We start from the raw sequence: 12,805 nt of genomic DNA on the forward strand, positions 1-12,805 counted from the left end.
ACGAAAGCAGCCATTTTTTAGTGGATAGATGTATGCACCCCACACCGGCCCTGGCCCGGTGGCCAGACCAGCTGCCGCGCCTTGGGGCAGGAGTTGGCAGCCACTCGCCGGGCGGGCAGCGAGGGGCGTGGCTCAGGCCGCCAGCGATGCGTTCAGGTCCTGCACGCGGTAGTACTGGCCAAAGCGGTTGGCCAGAAAATCAGCCAGCCCGATAGACTCTTGCGCAATAAAGCCCTTTTGCGGCAGCACACCGCTGGCCACCAGGTCCAGCGCGCAGCAGATGCCAGCGGCCGTTGTCAGCTGGATGGCGGTGAGTGCATGGCCGGCCACCGTGGTGCCTACGATACGGGCCGAATAGGACTCCTGCATCAGGCGCTCGCCCTTGTAGCCGCTGGCGCTGGCAAAGATCACGATCACATCCTGGCGCGTGGCGGCAATGGCGTTGTCGAAGATCTCGTTGAGCAGCTCGCGCTTGTCACGCAGCTTGAGCTCGTTGAGCAAGATCTTCAAGATGGCGCAGTGGCCGGGGTAGCGGATGGACTTGTAGTCCACATTGCGCGCCTTGCCGGCCCAGGTCTCTGTCAAGGTGCCCAGACCGCCGCTGGTGTTGAAGGCCTCGTACTCAATGCCATCGAGCGCAAAGGTCTCCAGACCTTCGAGCGCATGCACGGTCAGCGGCTGGCCATCCACCAGGGCCTCACAGGGGTTGATGTACTCGTTGATCAGGCCCTCGGTGCTCCAGGTCAGGTTGTAGCGCAGGCTGCCCTGGGGGTAGCGTGGCAGCGCACCGACGCGCATTTTCAGGTCATGCAAGGTGTCGAAATGCTTGGCCACATCATTGCCGACAATGCCGATAAAGCCGGGAGCCAGGCCACACTGGGGCATCAGCACGCTGCCAGCCTTGGCTGCGATCTTGCGGATCGCATGGGTGGACTGCACATCCTCGGTCAAATCGAAGTAGTGCACGCCATGCGCAGCGGCGACGCCTGCCACCTCGATCGCCATATGGAAAGGCAGCGCATTGAGCACGGCAAACTGGCCTTGCACCGCCGGCAGCAGATCACCGCCCTTGCCGATATGAACGGTCTCCAGGCCCAGCGCCGCAGCCGCCTTGAGCTGTGCCTTGGACTGGTCGGCAATGCGCAGTTGGTAGCCGCCCGCAGCCTGCAGCAGCACGGCCATCGCAAAGCCGATTTTGCCGGCGCCCAGGATGGTGACTTTCTTGTCGCCGGCGCCGGCCTTGGCAGCGCTGGCGGGGGAGGTTTGGGCGGTCTTTTTGCTGGTTCTGTCGCTCATGTCAGGCTCTCTGATCAGGGTGGATGATGGACAAATGTTACAACCAAGCATTGTCAAAATGAACATATTAAAGCGTCATATTATTTGTTTTAATTAGTCATTTAGTCATAAATTGCAGATACATTGACGAATTATATGGTTTACCCTAGTCTCACACCTGCACTGTTCAGGGCTTAGCCAGGGCAGGCACAATGGGCGTCCTGCGCCTGCGGGCGCTCTATGCTCTCTCTTGCTGTTTTCTCTTCACACCATGGCCGATTCCGCATCCAACAAAGTTCTTCGTTTTCTGCTGGCACGCGACATCCTCAAAGGCAAGTCGCGCGAAGACTTGTTGGCCAAGCTGGATGCGGCGGGCTTTAGCGGCGAGCACGCCGAGCTGTTCATTGCACAGGCCGAGAAACGGGTGCTGGCCCGCAACCGGCGTTGCGCGCTGATTTCTGCCGTGGTGGTGGCCGTTTTGCTCGGCCGGGTCATCTGGGGGCCCTATGCCAACAACCCCGATATGCAGCTGCTGCTGGGCGTGATGGCGGCCATCTTTGCCGCAGCGGGCTTTTACTTCTGGTTTGTCGCGCGCTGGCAGGCACCGCTGCCCAAGGCCAGCGCTTCCTGAGCCCGATCAGTCCTACCGGGTACCGCAAGCGCAGTCACACCCCGCTGCACGGGGGCTTGCTTACAAGTGCCGGCGCTTAGCTCGCCGGCAAAAATTGCACCCACCGCCTTCCCCGGCTTTGTTCCGCGCCGATAATGCGCTGTCGCGGACATGACATAGATCAAGCCGCGCCTCTCTCCAGCCCATGCGATGGGCCTGCCTGGCCTTGCGGCCCAGGCCCGCCATCTGCCTGCCCACGGCGATGCAGCGATTCGCATAACTTCAATAGTGACAATGGATAAACATAACACGCGACTCGGCTTGGCTTCCAAGGCCTGGCTGCTTTTTCTGGGCCTGTGCCTGCTGGCCTCGGGCCTGTTCTTTGCTGTCTATGGCTACCAGTTGGTAGCACTGCAGGGCAGTTGGTACTTTTTGATCAGCGGTGTTGCGCTGATCGTCTCGGGCGTGCTGATTGCCGCCGCACGCCCTGGTGGCGCCTGGCTGTATGCGCTGACCTTGCTGGCAACGGCGGTCTGGGCGCTGGCCGATGTGGGCCTGGATTTCTGGCCCCTGGTCTCGCGCCTGCTGCTGCTTGCCGGTATCGGTATTCTGGTCGTGCTGACCTTGCCCGTGCTGCGCCGCGCGCGCGGCCAAGCAGCGGGCAAGTCCGGCTCCACCGTGGTGGCCGGCCTGCTGCTGCTGGGCTGCCTGGCGACCGTGGGCGGCATGTTCCTCCCGCACGCCTCGGTGTCGGCCAAGTCGGATGCGACCGTGCTGCAACCGGTGGCCAAGGGCCAGGCGCCTGCTGACTGGGCGCACTATGGCAGCACGCCGGGCGGCACCCGCTTTGCCGCGCTGGACCAGATCACGCGCAGCAATGTCAAGGATCTGCAAGAAGCCTGGCGCTACCAGACCGGCGATGTGCCGGTGAGCCCTGGCGGTGGTGGCGCCGAAGACCAGCTGACCCCGCTGCAGATCGGCAACCAGGTCTTTGTCTGCACCCCGCACAACAATGTGATCGCGCTGGACGCGACCACCGGCAAGGAGCTGTGGAAGACCGAGATCAATGCCAAGCAGAAAAAATGGATGCGCTGCCGTGGCCTGGCCTACTTTGACGCTGGCCAGCCCCTGAGCCAACCCAGCGTGGCCGGAGCAACCCCGGTACAAGCTGTGAGCGTGGCGCCTGGCGCCGCCTGCCAGCGCCGCATTCTGATGAACAGCGTGGCGCCTGAGCTGATCGCGCTCGATGCCGACACCGGCGCCTTCTGCGAAGACTTTGGCACCCATGGCCGCGTGGACCTGCGCAACGGCATGGGCAAGGGCGCCGACAAGGGCGAGTACTACCCCACCTCCGCCCCCACCCTGGCCGGCACCACCATCGTGATTGGTGGCCGCGTGGCCGACAACGTCAGCACCGACATGCCTGGTGGCGTGGTGCGTGGCTTTGACGTGGTGACGGGCGCGCTGCGCTGGGCCTTTGACCCAGGCAACCCCGAGGACCAGGCCGCTCCTGCCGACGGCAAGACCTATGTGCGCTCGACCCCGAATGTCTGGGCACCGATGTCCTACGACCCGCAGTCCAACACCGTGTTCATGCCCGTGGGCAGCGCGGCAGTCGACCTCTGGGGTGTGAAGCACACCGCGCTGGACCGCAAGTACGGCGCCTCGATGCTGGCCGTCGATGCCAGCACCGGCAAGGAAAAATGGGTCTACCAGACCGTGCACGATGACCTCTGGGACTTCGATGTGCCGATGCAGCCCTCGTTTGTGGACTTCCCCGGCGCCGCTGGCAAGACCACGCCTGCGCTGGTGTTCGGCACCAAGGCCGGCCAGATCTTTGTGCTGGACCGCGCGACCGGCCAGCCCCTGACCCAGGTGGAAGAGCGCCGCGTGCCCGCTGGAAAGATCGACGGCGAGACCTATTCGCCCACGCAGCCCTTCTCGGTCGGCATGCCCAACATCGGCGCCGACGACATGCGCGAATCCGACATGTGGGGTGCGACGCCGTTTGACCAGCTGCTCTGCCGCCTGAAGTTCAAGTCCAAGCGCTACACCGGCCTGTTCACGCCACCGGGCACCGATGCCTCGCTGAACCTGCCCGGCTCGCTGGGCGGCATGAACTGGGGCGGCATCTCGGTCGACCCGACCAACAACTACCTGTTCATCAACGACATGCGCGTGGGCCTGGAAGTGCAGCTGATCAAGGCCGACCCGGCTGACGCCGGCGCCAAGTCCGACGGCAACGAGGCCGCTGCGATCACCAAGCCCGTGCCGCTCGATGGCACGCCCTACGCGATCAATGCCAAGGTGCGCTTCATGTCGCCGCTGGAGATCCCTTGCCAGAAGCCGCCTTTTGGCACGCTGACTGCCGTGGACCTGAAGACCCAGCAGATCGCCTGGCAAGTGCCGGTCGGCACTGTCAAGGACACGGGCCCCTTCGGCATCAAGATGGGCCTGCCCATCCCCATTGGCATGCCCACCATTGGTGGCACCATGGCCACGCAAGGCGGTCTGGTCTTTATCGCTGCCACGCAGGATTACTACCTGCGCGCCTATGAAACCGGCACCGGCCAGGAAGTGTGGAAAGCCCGCCTGCCCGTGGGCAGCCAGGGCACGCCCATCAGCTACCAGTCGCCGGTGACGGGCCAGCAGTTTGTGCTGGTCTCGGCCGGCGGCGCACGCAACTCGCCCGACCGGGGCGACTATGTGATCGCCTACGCGCTGCCACGCCACTGATCGGGGCTGGTCCGCGCGGATTCACGCTGATTGGCGCTGACCTGTACAGCCCGGTGCAAGACTTCCCGCCAGGGAAGGCCTTCACCGGGCTTTTTCATGCCTGCGCGGGATGCATGGCATGGCGCCCGAGCGCCGACCAACCCCAAAACTGCCACAGGTTTTAATTTGCTATACATTGCATAGCAACACTGCATCGCAATATCGCATCGCACATCAGCAAACCGCAGCAAAATCCGGTGTTATCAGCCTTCCACCATGCCACGCATCCAGTCGGGCAGATCCACCGCCTTCTGGCGCGCAAAGTCCACCCACAGCACGGTGGCGCCGCCGCTGGCGTAGACCTCGCCGGGCGCATCCTGCCTCTCAATGTGGTACCAGGTCTCAAAGGCCGTGCGCGCCGCATCGCTGACATACATCTTCACCACCAGCTGGGCCGGGTACTCGATCTGCCGCAGGTAATTGCAAAAGCAGTTGACGACCACCGGGCCCTGGCCCGCGCCATGGGGCGTGTCGCGTGTCGAGCGCAGCCACTCCACGCGCGCGCTTTCCATGTAGCGAAAATAGACGGTGTTGTTGACATGGCCCAGACTGTCCATATCTCCCCAGCGAACGTCCATCACCGAGTCATGAACCCAGCGTTTGTGGTCAGGCAGCAAGATTTTCATAGACTCGCATCTTACGGTGCGTCCATGAACGCCGGCGACAGCGCCTTGTCGCCGACTTTCACAGGCACAAAGCCCCTGTCTCAGAAATCAGAGCGGAGAAGCGCCTAAATCTAGGGCTAACCCTAGGATCAGGGCGGTTACCGCACTGCAACATCCTCATAAAATCCATGGCACTGCATGCAACCCAGGCTCAGATCTGCCGCATGCCTGCCACCCGCTTGAAAAGAATTTGTACGGAGCCCCGATGACCAACGAAGAAATACTGGCCCAATATGGCCCCCGCGAGTCGATGGAGTACGACGTTGTCATCGTCGGCGGCGGCCCAGGCGGCCTGGCCACGGCCATCCGTTTGAAGCAGCTCGCAGCGGAAAAAGGCAGCGATGTCTCCGTCGTCGTGCTGGAAAAAGGCTCCGAGCCTGGCGCGCACACCTTGTCGGGCGCCATCATGGACCCGCGCGCGCTGACCGAGCTGATCCCCGACTGGAAAGCCAAGGGCGCGCCTTTGACCCAGCCGGTGACCGAAGATGCGATGATTTTCCTCAGCGAAAAATCCGGTCTGCGCACCCCCAACTGGCTGCTGCCCCCTTGCTTTCACAACGAAGGCAACTACATCGTGCAGCTGGGCTTTGTCGTCAAATGGCTGGCCGAGCAGGCCGAGAGCCTGGGCGTCGAGATTTTCCCCGGCTTTGCCGCCGCTGAAGTGGTCTACAACGAAGACGGCTCGGTCAAGGGCGTGGCTACCGGCAACATGGGCGTCGGCAAGAATGGCGAGCCCACCGGCGAGTTCCAGCTGGGCATGGAGCTGCATGGCAAATACACCATCTTTGCCGAAGGCTCGCGCGGCAACCTGGGCAAGCAGCTGATCGCCAAGTTCAAGCTCGACGAGGGCAAGGACCCGCAGACCTATGGCCTGGGCGTCAAGGAATTGTGGGAGATCGATCCGCAGCGCCACCAGCCCGGCTTTGTGATGCACACCGCCGGCTGGCCGATGAACAACGACACCTACGGTGGCGCCTTCCTCTACCACCTTGATGACAACAAGGTCACCCTGGGCTTCATCACCGGTCTGGACTATTCCAACCCCTACCTGTCTCCGTTCGAGGAGATGCAGCGCTGGAAGACCCACCCCAACATCCGCTACTACCTCGAAGGCGACGAGTCCAAGGGCATCAAGCCGGCCAAGCGCATTGGCTATGGCGCCCGCGCCATCACCGCCGGCGGCCTGATGAGCCTGCCCAAGACCGTGTTCCCCGGTGGCGCGCTGGTGGGCTGCGATGCCGGTTTCCTGAACGTAAGCCGCATCAAGGGCAGCCACGCGGCCATCAAGACCGGCATGCTGGCGGCTGATGCCGCCTTTGACGCGATTACTGCAGGCCGCCAGGGCGATGAGCTGAGCGCCTACCCCGCTGCGTTTGAGAAGAGCTGGCTGTACGAAGAACTCAACAAGAGCCGCAACTTCAAGAGCTGGTTCAAGAAGGGCCTGGTCACCGCCTCCATCATGAATGGCCTCGAGCAGTTTGTGCTGCGCGGCAACATGCCCTGGACCCTGCACCGCGACAAGCCCGACCACGCCTACCTCAAGCCCGCGTCGGAATGCAAGCCCATCGTCTACCCCAAACCCGATGGCAAGCTGACCTTTGACCGGCTCTCGAGCGTCTTCATCAGCGGCACCAACCATGCCGAAGACCAGCCCGCCCACCTGACCTTGAAAGATGCCAGCGTGCCGGTGCAGATCAACCTGGCGAAGTACGCCGGCCCCGAGCAGCGCTACTGCCCGGCCGGTGTCTATGAGTTCGTGGCCGACGAGAGCCAGGGCGGCAACGCCCAGCGCCTGCAGATCAATGCGCAAAACTGTGTGCACTGCAAGACCTGCGATATCAAGGACCCAACCCAGAACATCGTCTGGGTGACGCCCGAGGGTGGCGGCGGACCGAACTACACGGGCATGTAAAGACCGGGCTTGCTCGGGTTTCCATGGCAGGGCAAACACGGGCCGGCCCGCAATGGATTGCCGAATTTGGCCGACAAGCGCGCCCTGACGGGCGTGCGGACAATGGCCTATGTTTGTCTGGTCCCGCTTTTCCCGCCGTTCAGCCCGACCCGGGCCCTGCCAGGTCCGGGATCTGGCGGGTGTTGCCCAGACCCCTCATCTGCGCAAGCTCATGTGTGCACTGCTGGCCGGCCTGGTCTGGGCCAGTGCCAGCCACGCAGCCCCTGCGGCCGTCGGCACAGCGCCCGCAGCGCCCAGCAAACGCGCCAAGCGCCCCCCTGCACCTGTAGCACCCGCAGCGCCCAAGGCCGCAGCGCCATCCGCGCCCGCAGCAGCGCCCGCCCCCGCGCCTCTGGTATCGGCCACCGACCTCGATCTGGAGCGCTTTATGGGCCTGTGGTACAAGGTCGCCAAGGTCGAGGAGCCGCAAGATGCGCTGCGCACGCGCGAGCGCTATGAGTTCCTGCAACGCTACGACGGCGGCGTGCGGGTGATCGCCACTTCCTACGATCCGCTCTCCAACCGCTGGGACCGCCGGCAGGACTATATGGCCCCGGTCGATGCCAAGGGCGCGGCGCTGAGCAGCCACTACCAGCTGCCGATGCCGGTGCATTTCAGCATCAGCCGCTTCGGGCCCTTTGGTGTCAGCTACTACGTCGTGGCACTCGACCCCCACTACCAATGGGCGATGGTGGCGGGCCCCGGCCCCAAGTCCTTTTCCATCCTCAGCCGCCGCAGCGAGCTGGAGCCGGAGTTGCGCACAGCCCTGGAGCAGTTGGCGACACGCCAGAACCTGCTCAAGGCCGCCTTGCAATGGGCCGCGCCCGACCAGGAAGCCCCGCCTCGGTGAATACCCTGGGTGCGCAAAATCGGCAGGTCACAGGCTTGCCGCAGGCCAAATTTCAGACACAGTTTTATTGCCAGAGCGCTGCATATTTTTCAGCCAAACACATTTTTATTGATCCAAAAGACTATTAAATGAAATTTAGCTGCAAGCATGCGCCCACTTGCGCAAGCCAACACAGCTTTTCAGGCAGGGCTGCAACTAGGGCAATCCCATAGATCACAAATGTGTCATCCCATGGGTGGTGGGGTGTAGACTGCTGCTACCTGTTTGCCACCTGTTGTTACAGGTGGCGGATCAAGCAGCAGTGCTGCAAACGCAATTCAACATATTTGGCGGAGATATACGCATGAAGAAATTGGCTTGGGCCCCCTTGGGCGCAGTGGCACTGGCAATCGCGGCCATCGCGCCCGCACAGGCAGCAGACCAGAAATCGGTGGCCGTGACGGCCATCGTGGAACACCCTGCGCTGGACGCCGTGCGCGACGGCGTCAAGGCGGCACTCAAGGCCGAGGGTTTCGAAGAAGGCAAGAACCTCAAGTGGCAGTACCAAAGCGCCCAGGGCAACCCTGGCACCGCCGCGCAGATCGCCCGCAAGTTTGTCGGTGACAAGCCCGATGCCATCGTTGCCATCGCCACGCCATCGGCCCAAGCCGTCGTCGCCGCCACCAAGACCGTGCCGGTGGTGTTCTCTGCGGTGACCGACCCCGTGGCCGCCAAGCTGGTGCCCAGCTGGGAGCCATCGAAGAACAACGTGACCGGTGTCTCCGACCTGCTGGCGCTGGACAAGCAGATGGAGCTGCTCAAGAAAGTGGTGCCCAATGCCAAGCGCGTGGGCATGGTCTACAACCCCGGCGAGGCCAACTCTGCCGTGGTGGTCAAGGAACTCAAGGAGCTGCTGCCCAAGATGGGCATGACCCTGGTCGAAGCAGCCGCGCCCCGCTCGGTCGATGTCTCCAGCGCAGCGCGCTCGCTGGTGGGCAAGGCCGATGTGATCTATACCAACACCGACAACAACGTGGTGTCGTCCTATGAAGCCCTGGTCAAGGTCGGCCAGGATTCCAAGCTGCCGCTGGTGGCCTCGGACACCGATTCCGTCGCCCGTGGCGCCGTGGCGGCCCTGGGTATCAACTACCGCGATCTGGGCGAGCAGACCGGCCGCATGGTGGCGCGTATCCTCAAGGGTGAAAAGCCCGGCGACATCAAGACCGAAGTCTCCAGCAAGATGGAACTGCATGTGAACCCCGGTGCCGCTGAGAAGCAAGGCATCAAGCTGTCCGACGAGCTGATCAAGTCGGCTGCCAAAGTCATTCAGTGATGGATGCCGCCTCACCTGTGGCTGTGCAACCCGCACAGCCCAGGGGGTGACAAGACGCAGCCCCGCCAGAAGCGGGGCTTGTTTGTTATCCGGACTAGCTCTGATAAGAAAACTCCATGACCTTATTTTCATTTTTGGGAGCCATCGAGATCGGCCTGATCTTTGCGCTGGTCGCGCTCGGTGTGTTCATTTCCTTTCGCCTGCTGCGCTTTCCTGACCTGACGGTCGATGGCAGCTTCCCCTTGGGCGCGGCCGTCTGCGCGGTGATGATCACCGGCGGCTACAGCCCCTTTCTGGCCACCATCGGCGCCACCTTGGCCGGCGCAGTGGCCGGCCTGATCACCGGCTGGCTCAACGTCAAGCTCAAGATCATGGACCTGCTCGCGTCGATCCTGATGATGATCGCGCTCTACTCCATCAACCTGCGCATCATGGGCGGCCCCAATGTGCCGCTGATCAACGACCCCACCCTCTTCAACCAGCTGCAGCCGGCCGGCATCGAAGACTATGTGTTCCGCCCGCTGCTGATGTGCGTGATTGTGGTGCTCGCCAAGCTGGCGATGGACTGGTTCTTCCTGACCGAACGGGGCCTGGCCATTCGCGCCACCGGCACCAATGCCCGCATGGCCCGCGCGCAGGGCGTCAACACCGGCGGCATGATCTTGCTGGGTATGGCGGTCTCCAACGGCCTGGTCGGCCTGGCCGGTGCACTGTTTGCGCAGACCCAGGGCGGCGCCGACAGCTCGATGGGCATCGGCACCATCGTGATCGGTCTGGCAGCAGTGATCGTGGGCGAATCCATCCTGCCTTCGCGCAAGCTGATTTGGGCCACCCTGGCCGTGGTCCTCGGCGCCATCGTCTACCGCTTCTTCATTGCACTGGCACTCAACAGCGATTTCATCGGCCTCAAGGCCCAGGATCTGAACCTGGTGACCGCCTTGCTGGTCACGATCGCGCTGGTCATCCCCCAGCTCAAACGTCGTTTTGCGAAAAAGCACTGACAAGGAGAGAGACATGCTGAGCGCAAAAGACCTCAAGATCACCTTCAACCCCGGCACCCCCATCGAAACCCGCGCGCTGCGTGGCATGGCGCTGGATATTCCCGCCGGCCAGTTCGTCACCGTCATCGGCTCGAACGGCGCGGGCAAATCGACCTTTTTGAACGCCATCTCCGGCGACCTGATGGTCGACTCGGGCAGCATCGTCATCGACGGTGAAAACATGACGCGCAAGCCCGTCTGGGACCGCGCGCACAAGGTGGCCCGCGTGTTCCAGGACCCGATGGCCGGCACCTGCGAAGACCTGTCGATCGAAGAGAACATGGCCCTGGCGCATGAGCGCGGCAACTTTCGCGGCCTGTCCAAGGCCGTCAAGCAAGCCAACCGTGCGCTCTACCGCGAAAAGCTCGCCACCCTGGGCCTGGGCCTGGAAAACCGTTTGACCGACCGCATCGGCCTGCTCTCGGGCGGCCAGCGCCAGGCCGTGAGCCTACTGATGGCAGCGCTCCAGCCTTCGCGCATTCTGCTGCTCGACGAGCACACCGCCGCGCTCGATCCGCGCACCGCCGACTTTGTGCTCAAGCTCACCGCCCGCATCGTCGAGGAAGGCCAGCTGACCACGATGATGGTGACCCACAGCATGCGCCAGGCGCTCGACGTGGGCGACCGCACCGTCATGCTGCACCAGGGCCAGGTGGTCCTCGACGTCAGCGGTGAGGAGCGCGCCCAGATGGACGTGCCCGATCTGCTGCAGATGTTCGAGAAGGTGCGCGGCGAAAAGCTCGCCGATGATGCGCTGCTGCTGGGCTAAACAGCCGCTCCGGCACCGCCACAACAGCGGAGACCACCCAGGTGGCTCCGCTGTTTTTTTATGCCTCAGAGCGCTGCAGCACGGCGCAAAAACCGCCGCAGCGACCAGGCCGCCAGCGCTGGGAACAGCGCAAACACCGCAAACAACCAGAGCGCCGAGCGGCCCAGCGCTGCCGGTTCGGCCAGGGCGGTCAGCCCCAGCGCATTGGCCACCAGGCCCACCAGCGCCGCGCCAACCGCCATGCCATAGAGCTGCACCGTCGTGATGCCCGATGCGGCGCTGTCGGCCTCCTGCGCACTGGCGCTGTGCATGATGGCATTGAGCACATGGGGCCAGGCCATGCCCACGCCCAGACCCAGCAGCGCCAGCGCGATGCCGCAGACCACCAGGGCCGCCATCCCCTGCCAGGGCATCGCAAGCGCCAAGGCCACCAAGGCCAAGGTGCAAAGCACCGGTCCGATCAGCATCAGCGCCCGGCCCGCCCGGCCACTCTTGCCCGAGAACAGCACCGAGGCCACGGACCAGCCGCCCGCAAGCAAGGCCGTCACATAGCCGGCCGTCAAAGGCTGCAGGCCATGCAGGTGCTGCAGCAGATAGGGCACAAACACCTCCGTCATCGTACCCACCAGCAGCAAGGCGACGGCGGCGTACAGCATGCCCAGCGGCTGGCCGAGCGCCGTGCCGCCCTGGGGCAGCAAGCGGCGGCGGGCGCGGCGCTCATGCCAGATCGCGGCCGCACCGGCCAGCAAGCCGGCTGCGCCCAGCAGCCATTGCCAGAGCGGCGCAGTCACCACACTGGCGGCAGCCACCAAGAGCACCGACAGCGCCAGCAGCGCAATCTGCAAGCCGGCAATGCCGCCGTCCTGCGCGGGTGTGCTGCGCAGCAGACGCTGCGGGGCCAGCTGGCGCTGCACCAGCAGCATCTGCAGCACGAGCAAGGGCAGCAAGGCGCCAAAGGCCAGGCGCCATTGGCCGGCCTGGGCAAACAGTCCGCCCACCGCGGGACCGCTGAGCGTGGCCACGCCCCACATGGCCGAGATCAGCCCAATGGCACGCGGCCATAACGCGGGCGGAAACACCAGCCGGATCAAGGTATAGCTCAGTGCCCCCACCGCGCCACCGCCCAGGCCCTGCACCGCGCGGCCCAGCAGCAGCATCGGCATGGATGGCGCCGTCGCGCACAGCAAGCTGCCCAGGCCAAACACCAGCAGGCCTGCCAGCATGGCGCCGCGCGCGCCCCAGCGGGCCAGCATGCGCACCGCCAGCGCCGCGCCAATGATCGAGGCCACGACAAACAAGGTGGTGCTCCAGGCATACCAGGCGAGGCCGCCAATCTCCTGCACCACCGAAGGCAGGATGGTAGTGACGATATGCACATTGATCGCATGCATGGCGACCGCGCCGGTCAGCGCCAGCGCCTTGAGACCATGGGGCCGGCCCAGCAGCTGGGCCCAGCCGGCAGGTGCTTCGGGCACCGGCACAGCGGCCGTGGTGAGGGGTGATGAAGAGGACGATGCCATGCCATTCCTGGTTATGAAATAATGCAAGCATTGTCTTT

At 63.8% G+C, this 12,805-nt stretch carries 10 protein-coding genes; 7 read left to right on the plus strand and 3 right to left on the minus strand.

Features of this window, described 5'->3' with window-relative positions; all coding sequences use genetic code 11:
- Window positions 1-132 precede the first annotated feature (132 nt).
- Entirely contained in the window at window positions 133-1,296 is a 1,164-nt protein-coding gene (locus WH265_RS02545; protein ID WP_339557224.1) for a saccharopine dehydrogenase family protein, read from the minus strand.
- 250 nt (window positions 1,297-1,546) lie between these two features.
- Here WH265_RS02545 and WH265_RS02550 point away from each other — a divergent pair, with 250 nt between their 5' ends.
- The gene (locus WH265_RS02550) at window positions 1,547-1,906 is read left to right on the plus strand and encodes a hypothetical protein (RefSeq protein WP_021025989.1); all 360 of its coding nucleotides are present in this window, start codon (window positions 1,547-1,549) and stop codon (window positions 1,904-1,906) included.
- Between the two features lie 273 nt (window positions 1,907-2,179).
- Window positions 2,180-4,621, plus strand: a complete 2,442-nt coding sequence (locus WH265_RS02555) for a membrane-bound PQQ-dependent dehydrogenase, glucose/quinate/shikimate family (protein ID WP_339557225.1) — start codon at window positions 2,180-2,182, stop codon at window positions 4,619-4,621.
- Between the two features lie 242 nt (window positions 4,622-4,863).
- Here WH265_RS02555 and WH265_RS02560 read toward each other — a convergent pair whose 3' ends face one another.
- The gene (locus WH265_RS02560) at window positions 4,864-5,286 is read right to left on the minus strand and encodes an acyl-CoA thioesterase (RefSeq protein WP_021025991.1); all 423 of its coding nucleotides are present in this window, start codon (window positions 5,284-5,286) and stop codon (window positions 4,864-4,866) included.
- Window positions 5,287-5,530: 244 nt separating this feature from the next.
- On the opposite strand from WH265_RS02560, the gene WH265_RS02565 reads away from it, so the two are divergent.
- From WH265_RS02565 to WH265_RS02585, 5 genes are all read left to right on the plus strand, one after another.
- Window positions 5,531-7,237: an electron transfer flavoprotein-ubiquinone oxidoreductase gene (locus tag WH265_RS02565; RefSeq protein ID WP_339557226.1), complete on the plus strand. Its 1,707-nt coding sequence runs from the start codon at window positions 5,531-5,533 to the stop codon at window positions 7,235-7,237.
- A gap of 211 nt (window positions 7,238-7,448) precedes the next feature.
- Window positions 7,449-8,126: a lipocalin family protein gene (locus WH265_RS02570; protein WP_339557227.1), complete on the plus strand. Its 678-nt coding sequence runs from the start codon at window positions 7,449-7,451 to the stop codon at window positions 8,124-8,126.
- 343 nt (window positions 8,127-8,469) lie between these two features.
- Entirely contained in the window at window positions 8,470-9,438 is a 969-nt protein-coding gene (locus WH265_RS02575; RefSeq protein ID WP_021025994.1) for an ABC transporter substrate-binding protein, read from the plus strand.
- 116 nt (window positions 9,439-9,554) lie between these two features.
- The gene (locus WH265_RS02580) at window positions 9,555-10,439 is read left to right on the plus strand and encodes an ABC transporter permease (protein ID WP_312986445.1); all 885 of its coding nucleotides are present in this window, start codon (window positions 9,555-9,557) and stop codon (window positions 10,437-10,439) included.
- 13 nt (window positions 10,440-10,452) lie between these two features.
- Complete coding sequence (locus tag WH265_RS02585) at window positions 10,453-11,247, plus strand: ABC transporter ATP-binding protein (RefSeq protein ID WP_339557228.1); 795 nt, start codon at window positions 10,453-10,455, stop codon at window positions 11,245-11,247.
- Window positions 11,248-11,312: 65 nt separating this feature from the next.
- On the opposite strand, the gene WH265_RS02590 is transcribed toward WH265_RS02585, so the two are convergent.
- On the minus strand, window positions 11,313-12,767 hold the full coding sequence (locus tag WH265_RS02590) for an MFS transporter (protein WP_339557229.1): 1,455 nt from the start codon (window positions 12,765-12,767) through the stop codon (window positions 11,313-11,315).
- Window positions 12,768-12,805: the final 38 nt, after the last annotated feature.

The sequence above is a fragment of the Comamonas sp. MYb396 genome (assembly GCF_037479555.1).
In the GTDB taxonomy this organism is placed as follows: domain Bacteria; phylum Pseudomonadota; class Gammaproteobacteria; order Burkholderiales; family Burkholderiaceae_C; genus Comamonas.

Excerpts from the sequence above, each read along its gene's own strand:
- WH265_RS02560 (WP_021025991.1), bottom strand. The coding sequence starts at position 5,286 with ATGAAAATCTTGCTGCCTGACCACAAACGCTGGGTTCATGACTCGGTG.
- WH265_RS02585 (WP_339557228.1), top strand. The coding sequence starts at position 10,453 with ATGCTGAGCGCAAAAGACCTCAAGATCACCTTCAACCCCGGCACCCCC.
- WH265_RS02555 (WP_339557225.1), top strand. The coding sequence starts at position 2,180 with ATGGATAAACATAACACGCGACTCGGCTTGGCTTCCAAGGCCTGGCTG.
- WH265_RS02580 (WP_312986445.1), top strand. The coding sequence starts at position 9,555 with ATGACCTTATTTTCATTTTTGGGAGCCATCGAGATCGGCCTGATCTTT.
- WH265_RS02565 (WP_339557226.1), top strand. The coding sequence starts at position 5,531 with ATGACCAACGAAGAAATACTGGCCCAATATGGCCCCCGCGAGTCGATG.
- WH265_RS02590 (WP_339557229.1), bottom strand. The coding sequence starts at position 12,767 with ATGGCATCGTCCTCTTCATCACCCCTCACCACGGCCGCTGTGCCGGTG.
- WH265_RS02545 (WP_339557224.1), bottom strand. The coding sequence starts at position 1,296 with ATGAGCGACAGAACCAGCAAAAAGACCGCCCAAACCTCCCCCGCCAGC.
- WH265_RS02570 (WP_339557227.1), top strand. The coding sequence starts at position 7,449 with ATGTGTGCACTGCTGGCCGGCCTGGTCTGGGCCAGTGCCAGCCACGCA.
- WH265_RS02550 (WP_021025989.1), top strand. The coding sequence starts at position 1,547 with ATGGCCGATTCCGCATCCAACAAAGTTCTTCGTTTTCTGCTGGCACGC.
- WH265_RS02575 (WP_021025994.1), top strand. The coding sequence starts at position 8,470 with ATGAAGAAATTGGCTTGGGCCCCCTTGGGCGCAGTGGCACTGGCAATC.